The organism is Phytobacter cepae, assembly GCF_054165735.1.
This window is the reverse complement of the sequence record NZ_CM135107.1, coordinates 1,774,762-1,798,940: the sequence shown is the minus strand read 5'-3', so window position 1 is coordinate 1,798,940 and position 24,179 is coordinate 1,774,762. Positions and strand designations below refer to the sequence as shown.

The following is a 24,179-nucleotide window of genomic DNA, read 5'->3' as shown; positions in this document are numbered from 1 at the left end:
GACACTGCCTTTCAGGTAAATGATTTTTGCTTTTAATAAAACGCAGGAATGGTCAGGTGTGGCGGGTCCGGCTGAAAATTGCTGACGTGTTTCCGCAAGGCCGGGCCGCTGCGCAAGGATGCGCGGCGAGGGTGCGAGTTACAGGGATGTAACATCGCACCCGACCCGGTAGCCTGGAGGAATAAGCGGAAGGCACCGCGAAGCGGCAATTTTCCTGGCCGGGAGCCAGGATTGTTAAGGAGGCGGCGGAGAGCCTCCTTAACACGTTCACGTGTGGAGAGGCTTCAGAGAAGCATTGAACTTAAGGTGAACGGAACAATTCCACCCATTTCACCCTTCCACCCATTCCACCCTTCCCCCATCACTTCAGCTCAAACGAACTCTGTTTCACACGGGCGGAATCCACCCCAACAAAGACGTTAAACTTACCCGGCTCCGCATCGTACTTCATCCGCTGATTCCAGAACTTCAGCGCATCGAGATCAATCGGGAAGCTGACCGTTTTGGTCTCACCCGCTTTCAGATCCACTTTTTCAAAACCGCGCAGCTCTTTCACCGGACGGCTCATCGAGGCCGTTTCGTCCTGCAGGTACATCTGAATCACCGTCGCACCGTCACGCTTACCGGTGTTAGTCACTTCAACACTGGCGGTGACCTTGCCGTCACGGGTCATTGTCGGCGCGGACATTTTCACGTCAGAGACAGTAAACGTGGTGTAGCTCAGGCCATAACCGAACGGATACAACGGACCATTAGCCTCATCAAAGTAACGTGACGTGTACTTGTTAGGGTTGTCGGCATTGTAAGGTCGACCAGTATTCAGATGGCTGTAATAGACCGGCACTTGCCCGACGGAACGCGGGAAGGACATCGGCAGCTTACCGGACGGGTTATAATCGCCGAACAGCACGTCGGCAATGGCGTTACCGCCTTCGGTGCCTGCAAACCAGGTTTCCAGAATCGCATCCGCTTGCTGATCTTCTTTTACCAACGCCAGGGGACGCCCGTTCATCAGAACCAGTACCAACGGCTTGCCGGTCGCTTTCAGCGCAGCAATCAAATCACGCTGACTTTGCGGGATGGTCAGGTCTGTACGGCTGGAGGCTTCGTGCGCCATCCCCTGTGCTTCGCCAACCACGGCCACGACCACATCCGATTTCTTCGCCGCGTCGACCGCTTCGTCAATCATCGCCTGTGGGGTGCGCTTGTCCTGCACAACGGCGGGTTCGTATTGGTTAAGGAAATCGACAATACCCTGATCGTCGGTGATGTTTGAGCCGCGGGCATAAATCACCGAGCCCTGGTTGCCCATCGCATTGCGGATACCCGTCAGCACGGTCACCGACTGCCCTGCTACCCCAGCGGCAGACCAGCTTCCCATCATGTCACGCTTGCTGTCCGCCAGCGCCCCTACCACGGCCACGGTGGCATCCTTTTTCAACGGCAGCGTTTCCTGACGGTTTTTCAGCAGCACCAGGCTTTGACGCGCCACTTCACGCGCTTCTTTGCGGTGCAGACGGCTTTCCGCATTGGTATCCTGCGGGTCAGTCTCTTTTGCACCGAGATGGCTATACGGGTCGTTAAACAGCCCCATATCGTATTTCACGTTAAGTACATGACGCGCCGCATCGTCGAGCTCCGCCATGGTGACCTTACCGGACTTCACCAGTCCTGGCAGGTACTTGCTGTAATACTCATCGCTCATGCTCATGTTGATGCCGGACTTCAGTGCTACACGCACCGCATCCTCAGGGTCGGCAGCCACGCCGTGCTTGATAAGCTCTTTAATCGCCCCGTGGTCGGACACCGTGATGCCCTTAAAGCCCCACTCATCGCGCAGGACATCTTTAAGCAGCCAGGCGTCCGAGGTGGCAGGCGTGCCGTTCAGAGAGTTAAGAGCCACCATCACCGCGCCACTGCCTGCATCCAGGCCCGCTTTATAGGGCGGCAGATAATCATTGAACAGACGCTGCGGGCTCATATCAACGGTGTTGTACTCTTTCCCGCCCTCTACCGCGCCATAGGCGGCAAAGTGTTTCACGCTGGTCATCACCGAATAGCGGTCCGCCGGGCTTTTGCCCTGCATGGCTTTCACCATTGCCACGCCCATTTCGGTGGTCAGGAAGGTGTCTTCACCGAAGCCTTCTGACGCACGACCCCAACGCGGATCGCGGGACACATCAACCATCGGTGCCCAGGTCATGTTCAGGCCATCATCCGCCGCTTCGTACGCAGACACGCGTCCGACGGTGTTTACCGCATCAAGGTTGAAGCTGGAGGCAAGGCCGAGGCTAATGGGGAAGACCGTACGCTGGCCATGCAGCACATCGTACGCAAAGAACAGAGGAATTTTCAGGCGGCTCAACTGCATGGCCTGGTCCTGCATCGCCCGGATATCCTGACGGGTGACGGTGTTAAAAATTGCGCCAACCTGATTTTTGCCAATCATCTCGCGAATGGCTTCTTTCGGGTTATCCGGGCCAACGCTGATTAAACGCAGCTGGCCGATTTTCTCGTCAACCGTCATTTTTTTGAGTAAATCAGTGACAAATGCATCCCTTGCTTCAGGCGTTAACGGATGATTACCAAACATCTCTTCTGCCAGCGCAGGTTGCAGCGCCAGGCTCACAGCGACACCTACAGTACATAGCCATTTCATGTCGTTCATTCTCTCGTTATATAGCCCAAACACCGACCAGACCGTGAAAAAAACGCAGTGTGCCATAATCGTAGTCGGGCTTGCAGAGTTATTCTCTGATTTTTCTGAGAATTCCCCACTTTCCGGGACTATTCTTTAAGGCGAGATCGTTCTTTCACCACAAGGAGTGGAAAATGTCTTCCGCAACTTCTCAGGAAAATATCGCCTTTATCAGCGAACTACGCCGTATTGTTGGCACAAATCATCTGCTCACCGACCCGGCGAAAACGGCCCGTTATCGCAAAGGTTTCCGCTCCGGCCAGGGGGAGGCTCTCGCAGTGGCCTTCCCCGGCTCGCTGCTGGAACTCTGGCGTCTTCTCGCCGCCTGCGTTAGCGCCGATAAAATCATCCTCATGCAGGCCGCCAACACTGGCCTGACCGAAGGCTCAACGCCTAACGGTAATGATTACGACCGCGACATTATTATTATCAGTACCCTGCGGCTGGATAAGCTGCACCTGATTGATAAAGGCGAGCAGGTGCTGGCCTTCCCCGGCACCACGCTCTATTCACTGGAAAAGGCCCTCAAACCGCTGGGGCGTGAACCCCATTCGGTGATCGGATCGTCCTGTATTGGTGCCTCGGTGATCGGCGGGATCTGCAATAACTCCGGCGGCGCGCTGGTGCAGCGTGGCCCGGCCTACACCGAAATGTCGCTGTATGCCCGCATTGACGAAAACGGAAGACTGCAGTTGGTTAATCATCTGGGGATCGATCTTGGGGCCACCCCGGAGCAGATTTTAGGCAAACTGGATGATGAACGGGTAACGGATGCCGATGTGCGCCACGATGGCCGCCAGGGCCACGATCAGGATTACGTCACCCGCGTGCGCGATGTGAATGCCGACACCCCGGCACGCTATAACGCCGACCCGGACAGGCTGTTTGAATCCTCCGGTTGCGCAGGGAAACTGGCCGTTTTTGCGGTGCGCCTGGACACCTTCGCGGCGCAGTCCCGCCAGCAGGTGTTTTATATCGGCACGAATCAACCGGAAGTGCTGAATCATATTCGGCGTCATATTCTTAGCGAATTTAAAAACTTGCCGGTGGCGGGTGAATATATGCACCGGGATATTTATGACATCGCCGAGCGCTATGGCAAAGATACTTTCCTGATGATAGACAAGCTCGGCACCGACAAGATGCCCTTCTTCTTTACCCTCAAGGGCCGAACCGATGCGCTGCTGGCTAAAGCCTCGGTGTTCAAACCGCATTTTACCGATCGCGCCATGCAAAAGCTGGGGCATCTTTTCCCCTCCCACCTGCCGCCGCGAATGAAAAGCTGGCGGGACAAATATGAGCACCACCTGCTTCTGAAAATGTCAGGTGACGGTATTGCTGAGGCTCAGCAGTGGCTCAGTGAATGCTTTGCCTCTGCGGAAGGCGGCTTCTTCGCCTGTACAACGGAAGAGGGTAATAAAGCCTTCCTGCACCGCTTCGCGGCGGCGGGCGCGGCCATTCGTTACCAGGCGGTGCATGCGGACGAGGTGGAGGATATTCTGGCGCTGGACATTGCGCTACGGCGTAACGATAACGACTGGTTTGAACAACTGCCGCCGGATATCGACAGCCAGGTGCTTCACAAACTCTACTACGGTCACTTCTTCTGCCACGTTTTCCATCAGGACTATATTGTGAAAAAAGGGGTGGATACCCATGCGCTTAAAGCGCAGATGCTGGCCCTGTTGCGGCAACGCGGGGCGCAATATCCGGCGGAACATAATGTCGGACATTTATATGACGCAGATGATCATTTAAAACGTTTTTACCTGGAAAATGATCCAACGAATAGCATGAACCCTGGTATAGGCAAGACCAGCAAAAGAAAACACTGGCGGTAACCGGTTACCTTAGCCAAACCTCACAGGCTAACTTAGGGAGAGGCTTAAGCCAGACTGTATTGTATGCTTTATTCGTACTACAGTATCGCGGTGGCCAGAGAAACGTTTCTCTGGCTTACCACCCTGAGGAGTACCCCGTCATGTCTGCTGTTGATGTCCTGTCAGAAAACGCATTGATCGTGCGTGATGCCTGCCTTGATGATGTCCACGCAATTGCGTCCTTGTACGCCTGGCACGTCCTTCATGGTCGCGCGTCGTTTGAAGAAGTGCCGCCAACGATTGATGAAATGCGTCAACGGATGATCAAAACAGCCAATGAAGGACTTCCCTGGATGGTTGCGCTGTATCACGGCATCGTGGTCGGCTACTGTTACGCCACAACGTACCGCCCTCGCCCGGCGTATCGTTACACCCTTGAAGAGTCCATTTACGTTGACGCCAGCATGACGGGCCGCGGCATCGGCAGCACCTTGATGAGCGCATTGATTGAACGCTGTGAACAGGGGCCGTGGCGCCAGATGATTGCGGTGATTGGCGATGGCAATAACAACGCCGGTTCTCTGCGACTGCACAAGAAACATGGCTTTGAGCTGGCCGGTCAACTGCGCAGCGTCGGGTACAAAAAAGGAGACTGGCGGGATACGTTGATTATGCAGCGCCCACTCAACGACGGTGACTGGACGCTGCCGGAATAATTAATCGTTCTGCGCGGTTTGCCCGCCCTGATTTTGCGCCATCTGCGCGGCTTTCTGACGTTTATAGTCTAACGCAGAGGCCGGAACCGGCTGAGCTTTCCCGGTTTCAATCCAGGTCCGCAGGCGGCTGGCATCGGCGAAATGGGTATATTTACCAAAGGCATCCATCACCACCAGCGCCACCGATTTGTTGTTAATGACCGTGCGCATCACCAGGCAGTGCCCGGCGGCATTGGTAAACCCGGTTTTGGTTAACTGAATATTCCAGTTATCGCGGTACACCAGATGGTTGGTGTTACGGAAAGGCAATGTATAACCGGGGTTCGAGAAGGTAGCCATATCTTCGCGTGTGGTACTCAACTGTCCTAATAACGGATATTGCTTCGTCGCAATCAGCAACTTAATCAAATCTTCCGCCGTCGAGACGTTGCTGGTTGAGAGCCCTGTCGGCTCGACGTAACGCGTATGTTTCATGCCCAGTGCCTGCGCTTTGGCATTCATTGCACGAATAAATGCGCCGTAACCGCCAGGATAATGGTGCGCCAGGCTTGCCGCCGCGCGGTTCTCGGATGACATCAGCGCCAGCAATAACATCTCTTTGCGGCTGATTTCACTGTTCAGGCGCACGCGGGAATAAATACCTTTCATCTCCGGCGTCTGGCTGATATCGACTTTCAGCTTCTCATCCAGCGGCAAATGCGCATCCAGCACCACCATCGCCGTCATCAGCTTGGTGATAGAGGCAATCGGACGCACCAGATTAGGGTGGCTCGAATAGATGACTTTATTGGTCTGGAGATCAACAATCATCGCACTGCCCGAGGCGATCTCTGGCTGCGCGGCAACCGTCATAGCCGGGGTTTTGGCCAGCGCCTGGGGAGCAACAGGCACGGTAAAAAGAAGCGCGAGGCTTAATAAAGAAACACGGAATTTCGGCATGGTGTGACTTCAGATAATTATTCAGGCACGTTATTACGCACACCGCATCTGTTGAAGAAATAAATAACAGAAGCTGGCTCTGGCATAATAGCCGCCCTGCTTTATCGCCGCCACCGAAGATTCGTTGCAGAAGATTGCGTTGCTGGCATTTACGCCAGCAACGCCGCACATCAGAACAGACGGTAGCCGTAGCCCCACAAAATCACGGTCAGTGCCAGCAGGACTTCCAGTACCAGCACGCCAATGGCCAGCGTGGAGCTGGAGAAACTTAATCCCTCTTCCCGGTCAATATTCAGGAAGGTCGGTATCCCGACATACAACAGATAACCGGTATAAAATAACGCGACCGTACCGACTAAGGCGCACAGCCAGACCAGCGGATACAGCGCCACGATGCCGCTTAAAAACAGCGGTGTGGCGACATAACCGGCAAAGACCATACAGTGCGCCAGCGACGGCCTCTGCGGATAATTACGCGCCATCCACCAGATGACCCGGCCCATCACTGCGACGCCACCCAACATCAGGGCGTAGAACAGAACGGCAAGGTAGAGCCCGGTAAAGGCGTTCAACTGGACAATATTGTTTTCGCCGAAATTCCAGCCAATTTGCGTGGTACCGATAAAAGCACAGATAACGGGAATGGCCGCCATGATGAAGACATGGTGGGTGTAGTGATGCGAAACCGTTTCGTTTTCGCCTTTGATAACCTGCATTTCACGATCGGGATGGGAAAAAAGTCCCCAGACATGGTTCATAACGCCCCCTTGCTGACTGCCCGAACTACGACTCTCTAAGTATAAGTCACTCTGACGGTTAATTTGTGTACAGCGCAAAAAATCGCTGCCCGGCGGGATCGACTCATAGGGTGTATGCTTAGAGTGTTAAACAGGAGAGTGGTTTACTATGGATATCAATGCACTTATCAGCCAGTACGGCTATGCAGCACTGGTGGTCGGGAGTGTCGCTGAAGGGGAGACCATCACCCTGTTGGGCGGTGTAGCCGCACACCAGGGCTTACTGAAGTTCCCGTTGGTCGTGGCAGCGGTGGCGCTCGGTGGCATGATTGGCGATCAGTTACTTTATTTGTTAGGTCGTAAATACGGCATGACGATACTGCACCGCTTCAAAAAGCATCAGGACAAAATTGAAAAAGCCCAACGCCTTATCAACCGTCGCCCCTGGCTGTTTGTCATCGGCACACGTTTTATGTACGGCTTTCGCATTATTGGGCCGATCCTGATCGGCGCAAGCCATCTGCCGCCAAAAATCTTTCTGCCGTTAAACATCTTTGGTGCCATCGTCTGGGCATTGATTTTCACCACGCTTGGCTATGTGGGCGGAGAAGTCATTGGCCCCTGGCTACACCAGTTTGACCAGCACGCCAAACGATTAATCTGGCTGGTGCTGGCCGTGGTACTGGTCTTCGCGGTACGGTGGTGGTTCCGTCGCAGGCAGAAAAAACAGCGCTGCCGCTCTGCCGACGAATAGTTAACGGGTGGCGTTAAACTGCGGGTTTGCCAGCATAAAGCCACCGTCGACAATGAACGATTGTCCGGTGGTGTAGCTGGCATGCTCAGAGCATAGCCATGCCACCAGGCTTGCTATCTCCTCAGTTTTCCCCGGTCTGCCAAGCGGAATAATCGGCATCGAGCCGGGTTTTGCATCCTCATCACTCATGTCGTTCATCGGTGTCGCAATGGCTCCCGGAGCTACCGCATTGACAAGTATGTTGTAACTAACAAGCTCAAGGGCCATTGACTTGGTTAAACCGCCTAGCGCATGTTTTGCCGCCGTGTAGGCACTGGCCTCCGGTAGCGGCGTATGTTCATGCACCGAGGTGATGTTAACGATGCGCCCTCCCTGCCCTTGCTTCACCATCTGACGGGCAGCAATTTGCGAACAGAGCATTGCCCCTTCCACATCGACGGTAAAAATCTTGCGCCATGCATCCAGCGTCACGTCGAGAAAAGGCGCTTTGGTCATTGCACCCGCATTGTTGACCAGCACGTCAATGCGCCCGAACTGGTTAATTAACTCTGCGATCGCGTTTGCCCCCTCGGGAAGCTGACTCAAATCCAGTTTAATGGTTCGCGCCTGCCTGCCCCGCGCTTCCACTTCTCGCGCCGTCTCACGCGCGCCTTCGTCGTCTGAGTGCCAGGTAATGCCCACATCATACCCCTGCTCCGCCAGCATGAGAGCACACGTCTTACCGATGCCCGAATCTGCCGCCGTCACGATTGCCACTTTTTGCGTCGTCATGATGTTCTCCGGTTTTGCAGTAAAAGGCTAAGTATAGAAAAAAAGCATATTTCAGTTGGGTTGCTACACTTTGCTTGAGTGATCGACAAAAAGGGAGATAAGACTATGTTGAAATTACTGTTATGGGCTGTTTTGATTATTTTTATTATTGGGCTGTTGGTGGTGACCGGCGTATTTAAGATGATTTTCTGATGTGATGCGCCCTCCCCTTCGGGAGGGCGTTTTCTTTAGCGCTTATCGCTTGAGAAAGGCGCCTTTGCTGGCTATGACCTCTTTGTACCAGAAGAAACTTTTCTTCCGACTGCGCGCCAGGGTGCCGTTGCCGTTATCATCGCGGTCAACATAGATGAATCCGTAGCGTTTAGAAATTTCCGCTTTCGAGGCGCTGACCAGATCGATCGGGCCCCAACTGGTGTAGCCCATCACCTCAACGCCATCTTCAATCGCTTCACCGACCTGTACCAGATGGTCATTCAGATAGCTGATGCGGTAATCATCGTTGACGCTGCCGTCCGCTTCTTGCTTATCTTTGGCACCCAGACCGTTTTCAACAATGAACAGCGGCTTCTGCCAACGATCCCACATGACGTTCAGCAACGTTCGCAGGCCCACAGGGTCTATCTGCCAGCCCCATTCAGAACTTTGCAGATGCGGGTTCGGCACCATGCTCAGAATGTTGCCGCGCGCCTTTTGATTCAGCTCTTCATCGGTCGTGACGCAGCCGGTCATGTAGTAACTGAAGGAGATAAAATCGATGGTGGTTTTCAGCGCAGTGCGGTCAGCGTCCGTCACGTCAAGTTCGATACCGTTTTCGCGGAAGAAACGCAGCATGTATCCCGGGTATTCACCGCGGCACTGCACGTCACCAAAGAATTGCCAGGTGCGGTTCTGTTGCAGCGTTTCCAGCACATCGTCCGGTTTACAGCTCAATGGATACATCAGACCGCCGAGGATCATGTTGCCGATTTTGGCGTCAGGAATAATCTCGTGACAGGCGTTGACCGCCAGGGCGCTGGCCACCAGCTGATGGTGAATAGCCTGGAAAATTTCCGCTTTGCTGCTGCCTTCCACCAGCCCCACGCCGGTCATCGGCGCATGCAGGGACATGTTGATTTCATTGAAGGTCAGCCACAGTTTTACTTTGTTTTTGTAACGCGCAAAGACGGTGCGGGCGTAACGTTCGAAGAAGGAGATAGTCTGACGGCTACCCCAGCCGCCGTAGCCTTTTACCAGTCCCCACGGCATTTCGTAGTGGGACAGCGTCACCAGCGGCGTCATGCCTTTGCTCAGCATCTCGTCGAACAGCTTGTCATAAAAGGCAAGCCCGGCCTCATTCGGCGTGGTTTCGTCACCATTCGGAAAGATACGCGTCCAGGCAATGGAGACGCGCAGGCAGCTAAAGCCCATCTCCGCGAACAGCGAGATGTCTTCCGGGTAGCGGTGGTAAAAATCGATAGCGACATCTTTCAGGCCGCTGTCGCCCGCCACGCGCTCAACCACGTCGCCGAACACCCCTTTAGGTTGCACGTCAGAGGTGGACAGGCCCTTGCCGTCTTCCAGATAAGCGCCTTCCACCTGGTTGGCGGCGATGGCGCCGCCCCATAAGAAGTCATTCGGGAATGCTTTCATTGCTCTCTCCTTTGATTAACGATTGACCGTCAGCAGCGGCATGCCGGATTCTACAGCCGATGCGGCTACGGTCGTTACAGCGCGGTAACTGTCGCTGTTACTGATAATAATGGGCGTGGCCAGCGAGTACCCGGCGGCCAGAATCGCATCGCGGTCGAACTCAAGCAGCAGGTCCCCCGGCTGCACCTTATCGCCAACGTTAACATGGGCGGTAAAGGGTTTGCCGTCCAGCTTTACGGTGTCGATGCCGACGTGAATCAGCAACTCAATACCGCTGTCACTCAGCAGGCCGATGGCATGTTTGGTCTGGAAAAGCGAGGCCACTTCACCCGCAAAAGGGGCAATCACTTTGTTATCCAGAGGAATAATTGCCGTCCCTTCACCTAATACCCCTGCTGCAAAGGTGCTGTCCGGGACTTGTTCGAGCGCCAGCACGGTGCCGGTCATGGGTGCCAGAATGTCATTTTCACCCGGCGGTACGGCAATCGGTTTGGTGATGACAGGCGCTTTTGGCATGCCCGCCACAAAGGTCATCACGCAGGCTAATACCAGCGAAACCACCGTTCCCAGAATGCCGCCCCACAGGGTGCTATCCACGCCGCCTGGCGGGATCATTTGCGCCAGGGTAAAGATATTGGCAAAGCCGAAGGAATAAACGTGGCTGTCGCTAAAACCGACAATCGCCCCGCCAATCGCCCCTGCAATACACCCGAAGATAAACGGGCGGCGTAGCGGCAGCGTCAACCCATAGACCGCAGGCTCGGTGATGCCAAAAATACCGGCGGTGGCCGCAGAGCCAGCGAGAATTTTCTGGCGTGGATCACGGGTACGCAGAAAAATCCCCAGCACCGCCCCTACCTGCCCCAGCACCGCCGGCAACAGAATCGGCAGCATGGTGTCCTGACCAAAGACGGTCAGGTTGTTAATCATCAGCGGTACCAGCCCCCAGTGCAGACCGAAGATCACGCACACCTGCCACAGGGCACCGAGCGCGGCGCCGGCAAGCCAGGGGGCAAAGACGTAAACTGCCTGGTAGCCGTGCGCCAGGCCCTGGCTCAGTAGCGTGGCGAGTGGGCCAATCACCAGGAAGGTCAGAGGAACAATCACCGCGATGCAGATCAGCGGGCCAAAGAAGTTTTTCACCGCCGAATGGAGGAATTTATTGCACTGTTTCTCCAGCCAGCAGCTCGCCCACGCGGCGATGATGATCGGAATCACCGAGCCACTGTAATTAATGAAGGTCACCGGAATACTGAAGAAAGTTTCACTGACGGCACCGGGTGCCTGACTGGCTTCAAACGCCTTGATCATCAACGGGTGGGTCAACGCGCCACCAATTGCCATGGTCACAAAGGCGTTTCCGCCGAATTTTTTCCCGGCGGTGTAGCCCAGAATAAGCGGGAAGAAGAAAAATAGTGCGTCGCTGGCGGCGAACCAAATTTGATAAGTGCCGCTGGTGGTCGAAAGCCAGCCGCAGACCACGGCCAGCGCCAGCAGCCCCTTCAGGATACCGGATGCCGCCATAATGCCGATAAACGGGGTAAAAATGCCGGAAACGATGTCGATCATTCGCCCCAACAGCGAACTTTTTTCTTCTTTATCCGGGGCCGCAGTGGGTGAATCATCGGTCAGACCGGCTTCATTTCGCACTGCCTGCCAGACATCGTTGACGTGGTTGCCGATCACAACCTGAAACTGACCGCCGCTCTCGACCACCATAATGACACCGGGGTTTGCCTTTAACCCTTCTGCATCTGCCAGCTTGCCATCTTTGAGCTTGAAACGGAGTCGGGTGGCGCAATGCACCAGGCTGCTAATGTTCTCCTTGCCCCCAACGTGGCTGAGAATATCTTTCGCCAGCGCTTGATATTCCATGTTTATTTCCTTGCTTCTTATATGCCCTTAGGCGGTGACTGAGTAAAAAAAAACCTGAGCCCGACGCCTTGCGGGCCGGTCTCAGGTTTTGCCTGCGTGTCGCAGTAACAATCCTGTTTTACCTTTCATTATTCGCGCCGCCGGTGCGGGCAAGAATAATTTGGGGTAACGCATCGCGCTTATGATTAGCGCTTATCTTTTCGTACACGCTCTATATGGATCGCGAGAAACATAATCTCTTCAGTGGTTAAGTTACGCTGATAGTTTTTCTGCAAGTGGCGCTCGACCTTTTCCGCACAGCGCCAGGCACGCGCATAGTTATCTTTAACCGCCTGATGCAGCGACAGGTCATCATCTTCCACAACGGTGCGGGTCAGCATCCGCTGCGAGAAGAACTTCAGGTGCGTCACAAAACGGTGGTAACTCAACGACTCTTCGTTGTATTCCAGCTTCAGCTCATACTTCACGATATGCAGGATCTCTTGCATCACCTTGGTGATGTGCATGACTTCCGGCATCTCACTGTTCAGTTGCGCCGTCACCAGGTGCAGCGCAATAAACCCGGCTTCATCTTCGGGCAATTCTACACCCAGCCGCTTCGCGATAATCGCCCGCGCTTCCTGCCCCAGTTGAAACTCTTTTGGATACAGTCGGCGAATTTCCCACAACAGCACGTTGCGGATCACCTGACCGTTTTTTATCCGTTCGAGGGCAAAAAAGCAGTGATCGGTCAGCGTAATGTAGAGACTTTCCTGCAATTTCCCCAAACGTTCACGCGCTAAGTCGATGATGCGATCGCAGGTAGTCATCACCTCCAGCGGGATCTGATTTAGCAACTCACTTAAGCGCCCGATCAATTCGTCGCTCTGCAGGGCGAAAATCTTCTCGATTTTGCGCTCATCCAGTTCGTCACCAATACGTTTCTGGAACGCAAGCCCCCGGCCCATCACGACCTGCTCGCGTTGCTGTTCATCCAGCACGACCACCACATTATTATTAAGTATTTTGGCGATTTTCATCCGAACCCCAGAAACAAAAAAACCTGACTTCCGGCAAATGCCAGAACATCAGGTTTAGCCTGCTTTCGCAGTAACAATCCACGGAGCAAAACTCTATCAGGTTGCCCCTTTCACTCAATCGGCGTCACGCAAAAACGTGATTACGATCCCAAGATTATTGCTTTATGCCCTGAATGACCCGGGCAATATCCGCAGAAGTTTTAAGGGTACGCACCTGTTCAAAGACGCCCTGAGACTCATCGTACTCTTTGCGCAAATAGCCCAACCACTGTTTGATGCGGGCAACATGGTACAGGCCGGTATCGCCCTGTTTTTCCAGACGGGTATATTTTTGCAGCATCAGGATAACGTCAGACCAGGGCATGCGCGGAGCGTTGTGTTTTACCACCCGGCTTAAGTTAGGCACGTTCAGGGCGCCGCGACCAATCATCACCGCATCACAACCGGTGACGGCCATACACGCTTGCGCACTCTGCCAGTCCCAGATTTCACCGTTGGCGACAACCGGAATGGACAAACGCTGGCGAATCTCACCGATAGCCTGCCAGTTTATGCGTTCGGCTTTATAGCCATCTTCTTTGGTGCGCCCGTGGACCACCAGCTCAGAAGCGCCCGCCTGCTGCACCGCATCGGCAATTTCAAACTGCCGCTCGCCGCTGTCCCAGCCGAGACGCACCTTCACCGTAACGGGCAGATGGGAAGGCACGGCTTCACGCATGGCTTTTGCGCCGAGGTAGATCATTTCTGGATCTTTGAGTAGCGTGGCCCCACCGCCGCTGCCGTTCACCATTTTCGACGGGCAGCCGCAGTTTAAATCCACTCCCCAGGAGCCCAACTCCACGGCGCGTGCGGCATTTTCCGCCAGCCACTGTGGGTATTGCCCCAGCAGTTGTACGCGCACCAGCGTACCGGAGGGGGTGCGGCTTTGGTGATTGAGTTCCGGGCAGATACGGTGGAACACTTTTGCAGGCAACAGTTGGTCGACCACGCGAACAAACTCGGTGATGCAGTGATCGTAGTCATTGACCTCAGTCAGCAGCTCGCGCACCAGCGAATCGAGCACACCTTCCATCGGCGCCAGTAATACACGCATATCTTGCCCCTGAAAAAATGAGGCGACATAGTAGCGCCTCTTTCAGGGGGAAGGAAGGTGGGGATGCACATGTGCAACATCGGGCACGCTTTTCTCCCTCGCCCCTTTGGGGATGAGGAATCCCCACAAAAAAATGCCAGCACAATCGGTCCCCTCGCCCCGCCGGGGAGAGGGTTAGGGTGAGGGGGAAAATGCGGCTCTGTTGGTCATTCCGTTCACCTTATGGTCCTTGCTTTTCTGTAGCGCCAGAACCCGTGAACGTGCCAGGGTGGTTCACCGCCACCACCCTGGCGACCCGGGCTCCCGGCCAGGAAAATCGCCGCTGGCGCGGTCCACTCAGCGTATTCCTTCAGGCTTATCGGGGACGGGCGAAGGTAACGTCCCTGTAAAGTCGCCCTCGCCGCGCATCCCTGCGCGGCGCCCCGGCCTTACGGATACGCTTCGTCGATTTTCAGCCGGACCCAGTCATCGCTTTAACTGTTGTGTTCTCATGGTGCAGTGTTATCGCTATAAAACGTAATATTACTGGGGATCCCTCAGCCTTTGGGGAGAGGGTAGCGGTGAGGGGAGCGGAACGATTCCACCAAAATAAAATAAATACTCCGAAACCATTTCGCAAAAAACTACCCCTCCGATAATCGCCTCAACTCCCCCCGCCTTGCTTTGCAACTGGCAGCGCAAAACGTCACCATAAATACCAGCGCAAATAGCACCACAATCGTTGGCGCGGGCGCACTATCAATAAAGAATGACAGGTAAATCCCCAGCAACGACACCGTCACCGACACGCCCACCGCCACCAGCAGCGCAACATGAAAACGGTTCGTCAGCAGAACAGCAATGGCCCCTGGCGCAATTAACAGCGAAATTGACAACACAATCCCCACCGCTTTAAGCGTTGCCACAATGGTCAGCGAGACCATACAGAGCAAGCCATAATGCAGCCAGCGGGTGCGCAGACCACTCACCTGCGCCTGTTGATGATCAAAACAGAAAAGCAGAAAATCGCGCCACTTCACGCCAATAATCACCGCGATTGCCGCCGAAATCGCTCCGGTTTGCATGATGTCCGCATTGTTAATGCCCAGCATATCGCCAAACAAGATGTGGTCGAGATGGACTTCCGGCTTCACCGCAAGATAGAGCAGCAGCCCGGCGGCGAACATACCGGAGAAGACGATCCCCATTACCGTGTCCTGCTTAATACGGCTGTTATCTTGCAAAAAACCGGTGGCTATAGCGCAAAAAAGCCCGGCCACAAATGCTCCCAATGCCAGCGGCACTCCCATCATCCAGGCCAGCACGACGCCGGGGAACACGGCGTGGCTCATCGCATCGCCCATCAGCGCCCAGCCTTTGAGTACCAGAAATACCGACAACAAGGCACAGGGAATGGCGACAATCAGCCCTATCAGCAGCGCGTTATTCATAAAGGCAAACTGGAAGGGTTCGAGCAACAAGGTCATCATTTCTGCGCCTCCAGCGCCAGCCGTGCACGGCGACGGTTTGCCAACAGCCCGTGGCGAGGCGCAAACACAAATGCCAGCAGGAAGAGAAGCGTTTGCGCCACCACAATCACCCCGCCGGTGGCGCCGTCCAGATAATAACTGGCCCAGGCACCGGCAAAGCTGGTGAGACTGCCAATGGCGACCGCAATCATCAGCAAACGAGGGAAACGGTCGGTGAGCAGCCACGCGGTCGCACCCGGCGTTACCACCAGGCAGATGACTAAAAACGCCCCTACCGTTTGCAGCGCCGCCACGGTGGACAACGCCAGCAGGGTAAAAAAGAGCACTTTCAGTCGTTCCGGGCGCAGGCCAATCGCCCGGGCATGGTTTTCATCAAAGAAAGTGACCATCAGATCCTTCCACTTAAAGAACAGGATCGCGATGGAGACGATGCCGATGATCGCCAGTTGCAGAATATCGGCTGGCGCAATCGCCAGAATATTGCCAAGCACGATGGTCTGAATGTTGACCGACGTGGGATTCAGCGAAACCATGAACAAGCCGAGGCCAAAGAAAGAGGAGAAAATCAGCCCGATGATGGCATCCTCTTTCAGCCGTGTACGCTGGTTGAGAAACAGCATGCTCCCCGCCGCCAGTCCGCCCGACAAAAACGCCCCCAGCGCAAACGGCAGCCCGAGCATATAAGCGCCCGCCACGCCTGGTACAATCGAGTGCGACAGCGCATCACCAATCAACGACCAGCCTTTGAGCATCAGGTAACAGGAAAGAAAGGCGCACAGGCCCCCGACCATCGCAGAGACCCACATGGCGTTACGCATGTATTCATAGGCAAAAGGTTCAAGCAGCGTGTTCATCCCTGCCCCCTCTCTCCCGCAGGCCGCCGATGCGCGACAAACGGACGCTCATCATCGGTGATGATACGGTCTTCGGTGCCGTGCAACACCACATGGCGCAACACGCCGCTGAAGGCCTGCTCCAGATTTTCAGCGGTGAAGGTGGTGTCCGTGGGGCCGCTCGCCAGCACAGTACCCTTGACCATCACCGTGTAGTCACAAAACTCCGTGACGGAGCCAAGATTATGGGTGGAGACCAGCATGGTTTTACCTTCAGCGCGCAATTCACGCAGCAGGTCGATGATTTTGGCTTCGGTTTTAACATCCACGCCGGTAAAGGGCTCATCAAGCAGGATGACGTCGCCCTGCTGAGCAATCGCCCGTGCCAGAAACACCCGCTTTTTCTGCCCGCCGGAGAGTTCTCCAATTTGTCGATGACGAAATGCCAGCATATCGACCCGCTCCAGGGCCTCGGTGACAATGCGCCTGTCGTTTTCTTTCGGCATGCGTAGCATCCCCATTCGCCCGTAGCGCCCCATCATCACCACGTCCTCCACCAGCACCGGAAAAGACCAGTCCACCTCTTCGGCCTGAGGAACATAAGCAACCCGGTTTTGCCGCAATGCCTGCTGCGTTGGCAGTCCGGCGATCGCAATGGTTCCGGCAGCAAGGCGCACGAAGCCCATGACGGCTTTAAACAACGTTGATTTACCGGAGCCGTTGACTCCCACCAGGGCGGCAATCGAACCGACGGGGACGCTGAAGGTCGCATCCCGTAATGCGGTATGCCCGTTACGATAAGTGACCGTTACACCAGCAACCGTAATGCCTGCCGTTTGCGTCATGTTTTACTCCTTCATGCCGGTTTTGATGCCCTGCACGAGGGTGCGGGTGGTCACGTTCAGCAACTCAAGATAGGTGGGTACCGGGCCGTCCTGCGCGCTCAGCGAGTCGACGTAGAGCACGCCGCCGTAGTGCGCCCCGGTCTCTCGCGCCACCTGTCGGGCCGGTTTGTCCGACACCGTGCTTTCACTGAAGACGGCCGGGATCTGGGCTTTTTTCACCTGATCGATGACGCGACGAACCTGTTGTGGCGTGCCCTGCTGGTCAGCGTTGATTGGCCATAAATAGAGCTCTTTTAACCCGAGATCGCGTGCCAGATAGGAGAAGGCCCCTTCACTGGTAACCAGCCAACGCTGCGCCTCGGGGATGTCAGCGACCTGCTTGCGCAAGGGTTCCAGGGTGTCGGTTATCTGCTTTTTGTACCTGTCAGCATTTTGCTTATAGGTCGCGGCATTCGGCGGATCGTATTTCACCAGGGCATCGCGGATGTTATCGACGTAAATCAACGCATTCGCCGTCGACATCCAGGCATGCGGGTTGGGTTTACCGTTATACGGGCCGTCAGAGATGCCCATCGGGGTAATACCGTTAGTCACGATGACTTCCGGGACGCCATTGAGGTGCTGGTAAAAGCGTTGAAACCAAAGCTCAAGATTCATGCCATTGGCGAGAATCAGTTGTGCACCCTGCGCCCGTTTGATATCCCCTGGCGTGGGTTGATACTCGTGGATTTCGGCGCCCGGCTTGGTAATCGAGGTGACGTCGGCGGCATCACCCGCCACGTTTTTCGCCATATCGGCAATCACCGTAAAGGTGGTGATGACCTTAAACTTTTCTGCCGCCTGGGCGCTCATCGCGGTCAGGGCGAGCAGTGAGCCAAACAGTATCCCCGTTACTTTCTTGAACTTCCGCATGCAGGTCTCTCCAGAGGTGATTAAAATCAGAACGAAATTAGCCTGTGCTAATTTATATAGCATAGGCTATGTTTTAATGAAAATGATTATCGTTAATTAAATAACGCAATGAGAGAGTGAAGGAAAAACCAGCAACAAAAGCCCGTCAGGTTCTCCTGACAGGCGAAAAATTTTTAAAAAAAGGAGGCAGATCGTTTACGCGCAGGCCGACACCGCGCTGGCGCTGTCCTGCGGCAACGTCAGCGCGCCCTCGCCGAGGGTGCGTTGCAGAATGACAATATCCAGCCAGCGACCATGCTTGAAGCCGACGTTTTTTAGCGTGCCGGTTAGGGTAAATCCCGCCCGCTGGTGCAGCGCCAGGGAGGCTTCATTTTCGCTGTTACCGACCACGGCAACCAGTTGCCGGTAACCCTGCCGCTCTGCCCACTCTATCGACTTTGCCAGCAGCGCTTTGCCCGCTCCTCTATGGCGAAAGTTCTCATCCACATAAATAGAATCTTCCAGCGTGAACTGATAGGCCATGCGCGTACGGTAGCGCGACAGGTAGCAATACCCTTTCACCCCCCCTTCATCGATCAGCACAAACCACGGCAGCCCCGCTTCACACAGTTTCAGCCAGCGCGCGCGCATGTCACTGATAGCCGGGACTTCGGTTTCGAAAGAGGCAGTGCCGTTGGCAACGTGCCAGGCGTATATTGCGTGGATGGCGGGAATATGTTGTTCTTCAGCTTCAGTAATTATCATGGATTCAGCTCCTGCTCGTCGTTGCTGAAAGGCTAGCCCTAAGCGCTGCGCTCTGGTACAGGTCTGCACTTATTACCCGTATAAGGAAAACGTTGGATGACCACCCTCAATCTCGATCAACTGGCCACCTACAGGTTGGTCGTAAGCCGGGGAAGTTTTACCGCAGCGGCTGATGTACTGGGGATTTCACAACCTGCGGTCAGTTTGCAGATCCGCCAGTTAGAAGCCAGCCTGCAGGCACGCTTGATCGAGCGAACCGGGCGCGGCATCCGCCCTACGCCCGCCGGAATGACGCTGCTTGAGCACTGCGAGGCCATTGAAAAAGCGGTCAACATCGCGGTGCAGTCCGTCGCGTTGCACCAGCAGGAGATCAGCGGCACCGTGACGCTGGGAACAGGTGCTACCGTCTGTATTCATCTGTTACCTGCCGTACTGCTCACACTTCGCAAGGCCTGGCCGCAGTTGACCGTGGGGGTGCGTACCGGTAATACGCAGGACATTGTCCGTGCAGTGGAGGAGAACAGAATCGATGTCGGTCTCGTGACCTTACCGGCGACGGGAAGGCTTCTGGACATCACGCCCGTCATGACGGAGGAGTTCGTTATCATCAGCACCGCTGAGCGTAGCGAAACCGCCTCCGTTTTTACCCCCACGCTGTGCGCGAGCATTCCGCTGATTGTGTTTGAATCCGGCAGCGGAACCCGTCAGTTGATCGATAATTGGTTATTAAGCGCCGGCAAACCGATAACGCCAGTGATGGAGCTCGGTAGCATCGAGGCCATCAAACGGATGGTACGCGCCGGGCTGGGTTACAGTATCGTGCCGCGTCTGGCGGTCGAAAGCCCGCAAGAGCGCAGCGGACTGGTTGTCCATTCGCTGGCACCCGCACTGCACCGCACCCTGGGCCTTGTCATGCGTCAGGACCGGGTCATCACACGCGGCATTCATGAAGTGATTGGGCATATAGAAAACGCAGTCAGTGCCCGCAACAATGCTGAAGGGGCTTAATCCTGGGGTAATGCCTGACGTTCCTGAAAGGAATATTTGGTATGCTCAGAAGTCATGATGTGATCGGTAGCACATTTCAAGCTTTAATTGTATGATGAATACAGTTCATCAAGGGTTTTCACCATGAGTAAATCACTGAATATCGTCTGGCAGTATCTGCGCGCCTTTGCCCTTATTTACGCCTGTTTATATGCAGGCATTTATCTTTCCTCGCTGCTCCCCATCACCATTCCCGGCAGCATTATTGGCATGCTTATCCTCTTCGTCCTGTTGGCACTGCAGATTCTGCCAGCCAAATGGGTCAATCCGGGCTGTTACGTGCTGATTCGCTACATGGCACTGTTGTTCGTACCTATCGGCGTCGGGGTTATGCAGTACTACGATATGCTGCGCGCCCAGTTCGGCCCGATTGTGGTCTCCTGTGCCATCAGCACCTTAATTGTATTTCTGGTCGTGAGCTGGAGTACCCATCTGGTGCACGGTGAACGCAAAATTGTTGGTAAGAAAGAGAGCAAATAATGATGGCCTATATCTGGTGGTCCTTACCTTTGACGCTGGGGGTTTTCTTCGCCGCCCGTAAGCTAGCCGCACGGTTTAAGATGGCGCTGCTCAACCCCTTGCTGATAGCGATGGTGGTGATTATCCCTTTCCTGCTGCTCACCGGCATTCCTTACGATCACTACTTTCAGGGCAGTAAAATCCTCAATGATCTATTGCAGCCTGCGGTCGTGGCGCTTGCCTACCCGCTTTATGAACAGTTACACCAGATCCGGGCACGCTGGAAGTCGATCATTACCCTCTGTTTTATCGGCAGCGTGGTCGCCATGGTCACCGGCTCGGTCATCGCCCTGCTGATGGGAGCCACACCTGAGATTGCCGCCTCGGTCCTGCCAAAATCCGTTACCACGCCGATTGCTATGGCGGTGGGCGGCAGCATTGGCGGCATCCCGGCCATCAGCGCGGTGTGCGTGATTTTTGTTGGCGTGCTGGGCGCAGTGTTTGGGCATACCCTGTTGAATGTGATGAAAATTCATACCAAATCTGCCCGTGGTCTGGCAATGGGAACGGCCTCCCACGCGCTGGGAACCGCACGCTGTTCTGAGCTGGACTATCAGGAAGGGGCTTTCAGTTCGCTGGCATTGGTAATTTGCGGAATCATCACGTCACTTATCGCGCCGTTTTTATTCCCCATAATCCTGGCAATAGCGGGCTAAAATTTGCGATGCGTCGCGCATTTTTCATTTGAATTTCATAAGTTGCATATACAGTGAGATGTCGATCACATATAAAGGCGCAATCGGCCCGTAAACTACGATCCCATTACATTGCTATGAGGCAACGCCATGCATTCACGTTTTCACACTGCGTTTCCCACTCTTGCGGATGATTTACAAGCCGCTCTGGCGCCCATTCTGGCAGACGCGCATTTTCCTGCGATGTTAAGCGCAGAGCAGGTTGCTGGACTGCGTAACGCCACCGGGATGGACGAAGACGCGTTGGCTTTTGCACTACTGCCGCTTGCCGCGGCCTGCGCACGGACCGAACTCTCCCACTTCAACGTTGGGGCCATTGCTCGTGGCATCAGTGGTCACTGGTATTTTGGTGCCAACATGGAATTTTTGGGCGCCACCATGCAACAAACCGTGCATGCCGAACAGAGCGCCATCAGCCATGCGTGGTCCCGTGGCGAAAAAGCCCTGGCCTCGGTTACCGTCAACTACACCCCGTGCGGCCATTGCCGTCAGTTTATGAACGAGTTGAACAGTGGACTGACCCTGCGCATCAATCTTCCTGGCCGGGCACCGCATACGTTGGGGGACTACCTCCCGGATGCCTTTGGTCCAAAAGATCTCGACATCAAAACCCTGCTGCTGGATGAGCAGAATCATGGTTTTGCTCTGCAGGGTGATGCACTGGCCAAAGCGGCTATCACGGCAGCCAATAAAAGTCATAGCCCTTATACCCACTCCCCTTCCGGTGTCGCCATTGAATGTCGCGATGGGCAAATTTTCTGCGGCAGCTATGCCGAGAATGCGGCCTTCAACCCTACGCTTCCTCCCCTGCAGGGTGCGCTGAATTTGATGAGCCTCAGTGGTTATGATTACCCGGATATGCAACGTGCCGTGCTCGCAGAAAAAGCCAGTGCCCCATTGACCCAGTGGGACGCAACCGTTGCCACGTTGCGGGCACTGGGTTGCCAGAACGTTGAGCGTGAACTGCTTTCCTGATTGCCTCACTGCGGGTTTATTGCCCGCAGTGGTGAAAAAGCCCGCAATTAACCACCGGATTCTTGCGCTTGCCGAACGGGTAAAGTAGCCTTGAGTGAAATTTAATCCCGCATCGAGTTTGTCTGCATGTTAAAGCGTTTTGTTTACAGCCTGTTGGTCCTTATCGGCTTACTGCTGTTAACGGCGCTCGGCTTAGATCGTTGGATGAGTTGGAAAACCGCGCCCTACATCTACGATGATCTGCAGGACCTGCCCTGGCGTCAGGTGGGGGTGGTGCTGGGTACAGCTAAGTACTATCGTACTGGCGTCATTAACCAGTATTACCGCTACCGTATTCAGGGTGCATTAAATGCCTATAACAGTGGCAAGGTGAATTACCTCCTGCTCAGCGGCGATAATGCGCAACAGAGTTATAATGAACCGGTCACCATGCGCAAAGACTTAATTGCCGCAGGCGTTGACCCTTCCGATATTGTGCTTGATTACGCGGGCTTCCGTACCCTGGATTCGATTGTGCGGACGCGGCGGGTATTTGATACCAACGACTTCATTATTATCAGTCAACGTTTTCACTGCGAACGTGCGCTCTTTATCGCCCAGCATATGGGGATTCAGGCCCAGTGTTATGCCGTGCCATCGCCAAAAGATATGTGGAGTGTTCGCGTGCGGGAATTTGGTGCGCGGTTAGGTGCTATCGCTGATCTCTATGTATTTAAACGCGAGCCACGGTTTTTAGGGCCGCTGGAACCTATTCCCTCCTTGCAGGCAATACCCGATGATGCGCAGGATTACCCTGCGGTGACGGTTGAACAGTTGCTTGATCTGCAAAAGAAAAACAACTAACGCGACTAAATAGCGGGTCAGTAAACCGACGCGCCACGGTTAATGTTTCTGACCGGGCCGAGTAATAAGTATTTGCGGTTAACGAATTCTTGAATATCAATAGCCCGTTTTTCGCTTTTGTTGACTGTCCAAAGTCCGGTCAAGGCATTGAAGGGCATAATTAATTCCCCCGTAGGGGTAGCGACCAGGTATTCACCCGTTTTAATGTATCCGGCAGTGCATTCTATACGCAACTGCGATCGGTTCTCTACGGTATACTCTATTTTCCCGAAACCCGTTGGCACCATGGTAAAAGAGTAATAGGGTAATGAGGTTACCTTCAAATCGCCCAAATCCGCAATAACATCATTATCACGGATAAGTTTGACGGATTTTAAATAGAAATGAACTGGGTTGATTTTTTCGTGCGGCGGGTGGTCAACTTTGAAAAACACAACATTCATAGGCGCTCCTGCACAACTTTTACAACAGATATTATTCAGCTTATCAGCAAAGGTCATCCTGACATTCAGATTACGCTGAAACAACAATATTTGCGAAACACGCCGCGGACATTACGGTAAAATCCTGTAAGCGTAAGAATATATTCTTGCAGCAGGCTACAGTGTTATGCAGGCTGCTGCTGCGTCAATCCTTTACTTTCCGTAGCACGTCAGGCAACTTTGTCTTCGTAATTGTGCAGGCTTACCTGCAAATCATAAATAAGGCTTCTAACTTTTTCAGGCGTAAGGCTAAAAAACTGCGATTCGAACGTTGATCCGCCTAGTGCATAAGGCGAAGTACTGTACCCAAACTGTATTACCACGCTATTCAGATCTTCCACTGCCCCGACCTGCCATCCATTAACGGGAAATGCAGGAAATGCTGATTCGTTTTTCATCCTAATCTCCTTGTGAATGCTGTGACGAATGTTATGCCTCAATGAGCGTAGCACTGAAATGAAAAATATAACAAGAAAGATTGCATGAACTTTGTTGTAGCGGGAAATATATTTTCAAAACCAATCTGGTTAGACCTCTTATTTGTTATGATTAAGACAATTCTTTAATGGTGTTATTTTAAGCAGACAATGAGGTTAACAGGCTGTTGCCAATATGTTCAAAAAAAGAACATCCGGGAGATATATCCTTGACGTTAAAGCTTTAAATTATTTACCGATAAAAAGTTAATTTGTCACTGCAAATAACTATCTGCTGCTTTTATTTGTATAGATAATTAAAAAAACGTTTCGATAAATCTGATTGGT

24 protein-coding genes are annotated in these 24,179 nt (G+C 54.1%); 9 read left to right on the top strand and 15 right to left on the bottom strand.

The annotated features are described in order from the left end of the window. Positions 1-361 precede the first annotated feature (361 nt). A complete protein-coding gene (bglX, locus tag ACUY4Q_RS08320) occupies positions 362-2,659 on the bottom strand; it encodes a beta-glucosidase BglX (protein WP_458047289.1) in 2,298 nt (765 codons plus the stop codon). Positions 2,660-2,832: 173 nt separating this feature from the next. Between bglX and dld the strand changes: the two genes are divergently transcribed. After that, positions 2,833-4,539 (top strand): D-lactate dehydrogenase, encoded by a 1,707-nt coding sequence (gene dld, locus ACUY4Q_RS08315; RefSeq protein ID WP_458046572.1) that lies wholly within the window; start codon positions 2,833-2,835, stop codon positions 4,537-4,539. 140 nt (positions 4,540-4,679) lie between these two features. Continuing rightward, positions 4,680-5,234: a GNAT family N-acetyltransferase gene (locus ACUY4Q_RS08310; RefSeq protein WP_458046571.1), complete on the top strand. Its 555-nt coding sequence runs from the start codon at positions 4,680-4,682 to the stop codon at positions 5,232-5,234. On the opposite strand, the gene pbpG is transcribed toward ACUY4Q_RS08310, so the two are convergent. Both pbpG and ACUY4Q_RS08300 read right to left on the bottom strand, forming a co-directional pair. Further along, positions 5,235-6,173: a D-alanyl-D-alanine endopeptidase gene (gene pbpG / locus ACUY4Q_RS08305; RefSeq protein WP_458046570.1), complete on the bottom strand. Its 939-nt coding sequence runs from the start codon at positions 6,171-6,173 to the stop codon at positions 5,235-5,237. It lies immediately after the preceding gene. 170 nt (positions 6,174-6,343) lie between these two features. Next, positions 6,344-6,931, bottom strand: coding sequence for a Yip1 family protein (locus tag ACUY4Q_RS08300; protein WP_458046569.1), 588 nt, complete (start codon positions 6,929-6,931; stop codon positions 6,344-6,346). A 148-nt stretch (positions 6,932-7,079) separates the two neighbouring features. Between ACUY4Q_RS08300 and ACUY4Q_RS08295 the strand changes: the two genes are divergently transcribed. Then, positions 7,080-7,664, top strand: coding sequence for a DedA family protein (locus tag ACUY4Q_RS08295; RefSeq protein ID WP_458046568.1), 585 nt, complete (start codon positions 7,080-7,082; stop codon positions 7,662-7,664). On the opposite strand, the gene ACUY4Q_RS08290 is transcribed toward ACUY4Q_RS08295, so the two are convergent. Further along, the gene (locus tag ACUY4Q_RS08290; protein WP_458046567.1) at positions 7,665-8,435 is read right to left on the bottom strand and encodes an SDR family oxidoreductase; all 771 of its coding nucleotides are present in this window, start codon (positions 8,433-8,435) and stop codon (positions 7,665-7,667) included. A 108-nt stretch (positions 8,436-8,543) separates the two neighbouring features. On the opposite strand from ACUY4Q_RS08290, the gene yohP reads away from it, so the two are divergent. Continuing rightward, positions 8,544-8,627 (top strand): small membrane protein YohP, encoded by an 84-nt coding sequence (gene yohP, locus ACUY4Q_RS08285; protein WP_457976342.1) that lies wholly within the window; start codon positions 8,544-8,546, stop codon positions 8,625-8,627. Between the two features lie 42 nt (positions 8,628-8,669). Here yohP and ACUY4Q_RS08280 read toward each other — a convergent pair whose 3' ends face one another. From ACUY4Q_RS08280 to ACUY4Q_RS08240, 9 genes are all read right to left on the bottom strand, one after another. Continuing rightward, a complete protein-coding gene (locus ACUY4Q_RS08280) occupies positions 8,670-10,064 on the bottom strand; it encodes a glycoside hydrolase family 1 protein (RefSeq protein WP_458046566.1) in 1,395 nt (464 codons plus the stop codon). Between the two features lie 15 nt (positions 10,065-10,079). After that, entirely contained in the window at positions 10,080-11,939 is a 1,860-nt protein-coding gene (gene bglF / locus ACUY4Q_RS08275; RefSeq protein WP_458046565.1) for a PTS beta-glucoside transporter subunit IIABC, read from the bottom strand. A 185-nt stretch (positions 11,940-12,124) separates the two neighbouring features. Further along, positions 12,125-12,958 (bottom strand): transcriptional antiterminator BglG, encoded by an 834-nt coding sequence (gene bglG / locus ACUY4Q_RS08270; protein WP_458046564.1) that lies wholly within the window; start codon positions 12,956-12,958, stop codon positions 12,125-12,127. A gap of 154 nt (positions 12,959-13,112) precedes the next feature. Continuing rightward, on the bottom strand, positions 13,113-14,051 hold the full coding sequence (gene dusC / locus ACUY4Q_RS08265) for a tRNA dihydrouridine(16) synthase DusC (protein WP_458046563.1): 939 nt from the start codon (positions 14,049-14,051) through the stop codon (positions 13,113-13,115). Positions 14,052-14,674: 623 nt separating this feature from the next. Continuing rightward, the gene (locus tag ACUY4Q_RS08260; protein ID WP_458046562.1) at positions 14,675-15,520 is read right to left on the bottom strand and encodes a metal ABC transporter permease; all 846 of its coding nucleotides are present in this window, start codon (positions 15,518-15,520) and stop codon (positions 14,675-14,677) included. Continuing rightward, positions 15,517-16,374 (bottom strand): iron/manganese ABC transporter permease subunit SitC, encoded by an 858-nt coding sequence (gene sitC / locus ACUY4Q_RS08255; RefSeq protein ID WP_458046561.1) that lies wholly within the window; start codon positions 16,372-16,374, stop codon positions 15,517-15,519. The genes ACUY4Q_RS08260 and sitC overlap by 4 nt, the downstream gene beginning before the upstream one ends. Continuing rightward, the gene (locus tag ACUY4Q_RS08250; protein ID WP_458046560.1) at positions 16,371-17,198 is read right to left on the bottom strand and encodes a manganese/iron ABC transporter ATP-binding protein; all 828 of its coding nucleotides are present in this window, start codon (positions 17,196-17,198) and stop codon (positions 16,371-16,373) included. The genes sitC and ACUY4Q_RS08250 overlap by 4 nt, the downstream gene beginning before the upstream one ends. Positions 17,199-17,201: 3 nt before the next feature. Continuing rightward, on the bottom strand, positions 17,202-18,110 hold the full coding sequence (locus ACUY4Q_RS08245) for a metal ABC transporter substrate-binding protein (RefSeq protein WP_458046559.1): 909 nt from the start codon (positions 18,108-18,110) through the stop codon (positions 17,202-17,204). A 195-nt stretch (positions 18,111-18,305) separates the two neighbouring features. Continuing rightward, the gene (locus ACUY4Q_RS08240; RefSeq protein WP_458046558.1) at positions 18,306-18,854 is read right to left on the bottom strand and encodes a GNAT family N-acetyltransferase; all 549 of its coding nucleotides are present in this window, start codon (positions 18,852-18,854) and stop codon (positions 18,306-18,308) included. A gap of 96 nt (positions 18,855-18,950) precedes the next feature. Here ACUY4Q_RS08240 and ACUY4Q_RS08235 point away from each other — a divergent pair, with 96 nt between their 5' ends. From ACUY4Q_RS08235 to sanA, 5 genes are all read left to right on the top strand, one after another. After that, complete coding sequence (locus ACUY4Q_RS08235) at positions 18,951-19,862, top strand: LysR family transcriptional regulator (protein ID WP_458046557.1); 912 nt, start codon at positions 18,951-18,953, stop codon at positions 19,860-19,862. Positions 19,863-19,985: 123 nt separating this feature from the next. Then, positions 19,986-20,381 (top strand): CidA/LrgA family protein, encoded by a 396-nt coding sequence (locus ACUY4Q_RS08230; protein ID WP_458046556.1) that lies wholly within the window; start codon positions 19,986-19,988, stop codon positions 20,379-20,381. Next, positions 20,381-21,076, top strand: a complete 696-nt coding sequence (locus ACUY4Q_RS08225) for a CidB/LrgB family autolysis modulator (protein WP_458046555.1) — start codon at positions 20,381-20,383, stop codon at positions 21,074-21,076. The genes ACUY4Q_RS08230 and ACUY4Q_RS08225 overlap by 1 nt, the downstream gene beginning before the upstream one ends. A gap of 129 nt (positions 21,077-21,205) precedes the next feature. Next, positions 21,206-22,090 (top strand): cytidine deaminase, encoded by an 885-nt coding sequence (gene cdd / locus ACUY4Q_RS08220; RefSeq protein ID WP_458046554.1) that lies wholly within the window; start codon positions 21,206-21,208, stop codon positions 22,088-22,090. 126 nt (positions 22,091-22,216) lie between these two features. After that, positions 22,217-22,933 (top strand): outer membrane permeability protein SanA, encoded by a 717-nt coding sequence (gene sanA / locus ACUY4Q_RS08215; RefSeq protein ID WP_458046553.1) that lies wholly within the window; start codon positions 22,217-22,219, stop codon positions 22,931-22,933. Positions 22,934-22,950: 17 nt separating this feature from the next. On the opposite strand, the gene ACUY4Q_RS08210 is transcribed toward sanA, so the two are convergent. Next, the gene (locus ACUY4Q_RS08210; RefSeq protein WP_458046552.1) at positions 22,951-23,376 is read right to left on the bottom strand and encodes a hypothetical protein; all 426 of its coding nucleotides are present in this window, start codon (positions 23,374-23,376) and stop codon (positions 22,951-22,953) included. A 209-nt stretch (positions 23,377-23,585) separates the two neighbouring features. After that, complete coding sequence (locus tag ACUY4Q_RS08205; RefSeq protein ID WP_458046551.1) at positions 23,586-23,813, bottom strand: hypothetical protein; 228 nt, start codon at positions 23,811-23,813, stop codon at positions 23,586-23,588. Between the last annotated feature and the right edge of the window lie 366 nt (positions 23,814-24,179).

Excerpts from the sequence above, each read along its gene's own strand:
- ACUY4Q_RS08225 (WP_458046555.1), top strand. The coding sequence starts at position 20,381 with ATGATGGCCTATATCTGGTGGTCCTTACCTTTGACGCTGGGGGTTTTC.
- ACUY4Q_RS08250 (WP_458046560.1), bottom strand. The coding sequence starts at position 17,198 with ATGACGCAAACGGCAGGCATTACGGTTGCTGGTGTAACGGTCACTTAT.
- sitC (WP_458046561.1), bottom strand. The coding sequence starts at position 16,374 with ATGAACACGCTGCTTGAACCTTTTGCCTATGAATACATGCGTAACGCC.
- ACUY4Q_RS08295 (WP_458046568.1), top strand. The coding sequence starts at position 7,080 with ATGGATATCAATGCACTTATCAGCCAGTACGGCTATGCAGCACTGGTG.
- ACUY4Q_RS08235 (WP_458046557.1), top strand. The coding sequence starts at position 18,951 with ATGACCACCCTCAATCTCGATCAACTGGCCACCTACAGGTTGGTCGTA.
- dusC (WP_458046563.1), bottom strand. The coding sequence starts at position 14,051 with ATGCGTGTATTACTGGCGCCGATGGAAGGTGTGCTCGATTCGCTGGTG.
- ACUY4Q_RS08260 (WP_458046562.1), bottom strand. The coding sequence starts at position 15,520 with ATGATGACCTTGTTGCTCGAACCCTTCCAGTTTGCCTTTATGAATAAC.
- ACUY4Q_RS08310 (WP_458046571.1), top strand. The coding sequence starts at position 4,680 with ATGTCTGCTGTTGATGTCCTGTCAGAAAACGCATTGATCGTGCGTGAT.
- dld (WP_458046572.1), top strand. The coding sequence starts at position 2,833 with ATGTCTTCCGCAACTTCTCAGGAAAATATCGCCTTTATCAGCGAACTA.
- pbpG (WP_458046570.1), bottom strand. The coding sequence starts at position 6,173 with ATGCCGAAATTCCGTGTTTCTTTATTAAGCCTCGCGCTTCTTTTTACC.
- ACUY4Q_RS08240 (WP_458046558.1), bottom strand. The coding sequence starts at position 18,854 with ATGATAATTACTGAAGCTGAAGAACAACATATTCCCGCCATCCACGCA.
- bglF (WP_458046565.1), bottom strand. The coding sequence starts at position 11,939 with ATGGAATATCAAGCGCTGGCGAAAGATATTCTCAGCCACGTTGGGGGC.
- ACUY4Q_RS08230 (WP_458046556.1), top strand. The coding sequence starts at position 19,986 with ATGAGTAAATCACTGAATATCGTCTGGCAGTATCTGCGCGCCTTTGCC.
- ACUY4Q_RS08300 (WP_458046569.1), bottom strand. The coding sequence starts at position 6,931 with ATGAACCATGTCTGGGGACTTTTTTCCCATCCCGATCGTGAAATGCAG.
- ACUY4Q_RS08280 (WP_458046566.1), bottom strand. The coding sequence starts at position 10,064 with ATGAAAGCATTCCCGAATGACTTCTTATGGGGCGGCGCCATCGCCGCC.
- ACUY4Q_RS08245 (WP_458046559.1), bottom strand. The coding sequence starts at position 18,110 with ATGCGGAAGTTCAAGAAAGTAACGGGGATACTGTTTGGCTCACTGCTC.
- bglG (WP_458046564.1), bottom strand. The coding sequence starts at position 12,958 with ATGAAAATCGCCAAAATACTTAATAATAATGTGGTGGTCGTGCTGGAT.
- bglX (WP_458047289.1), bottom strand. The coding sequence starts at position 2,659 with ATGAAATGGCTATGTACTGTAGGTGTCGCTGTGAGCCTGGCGCTGCAA.
- ACUY4Q_RS08210 (WP_458046552.1), bottom strand. The coding sequence starts at position 23,376 with ATGAATGTTGTGTTTTTCAAAGTTGACCACCCGCCGCACGAAAAAATC.
- ACUY4Q_RS08205 (WP_458046551.1), bottom strand. The coding sequence starts at position 23,813 with ATGAAAAACGAATCAGCATTTCCTGCATTTCCCGTTAATGGATGGCAG.
- cdd (WP_458046554.1), top strand. The coding sequence starts at position 21,206 with ATGCATTCACGTTTTCACACTGCGTTTCCCACTCTTGCGGATGATTTA.
- ACUY4Q_RS08290 (WP_458046567.1), bottom strand. The coding sequence starts at position 8,435 with ATGACGACGCAAAAAGTGGCAATCGTGACGGCGGCAGATTCGGGCATC.
- sanA (WP_458046553.1), top strand. The coding sequence starts at position 22,217 with ATGTTAAAGCGTTTTGTTTACAGCCTGTTGGTCCTTATCGGCTTACTG.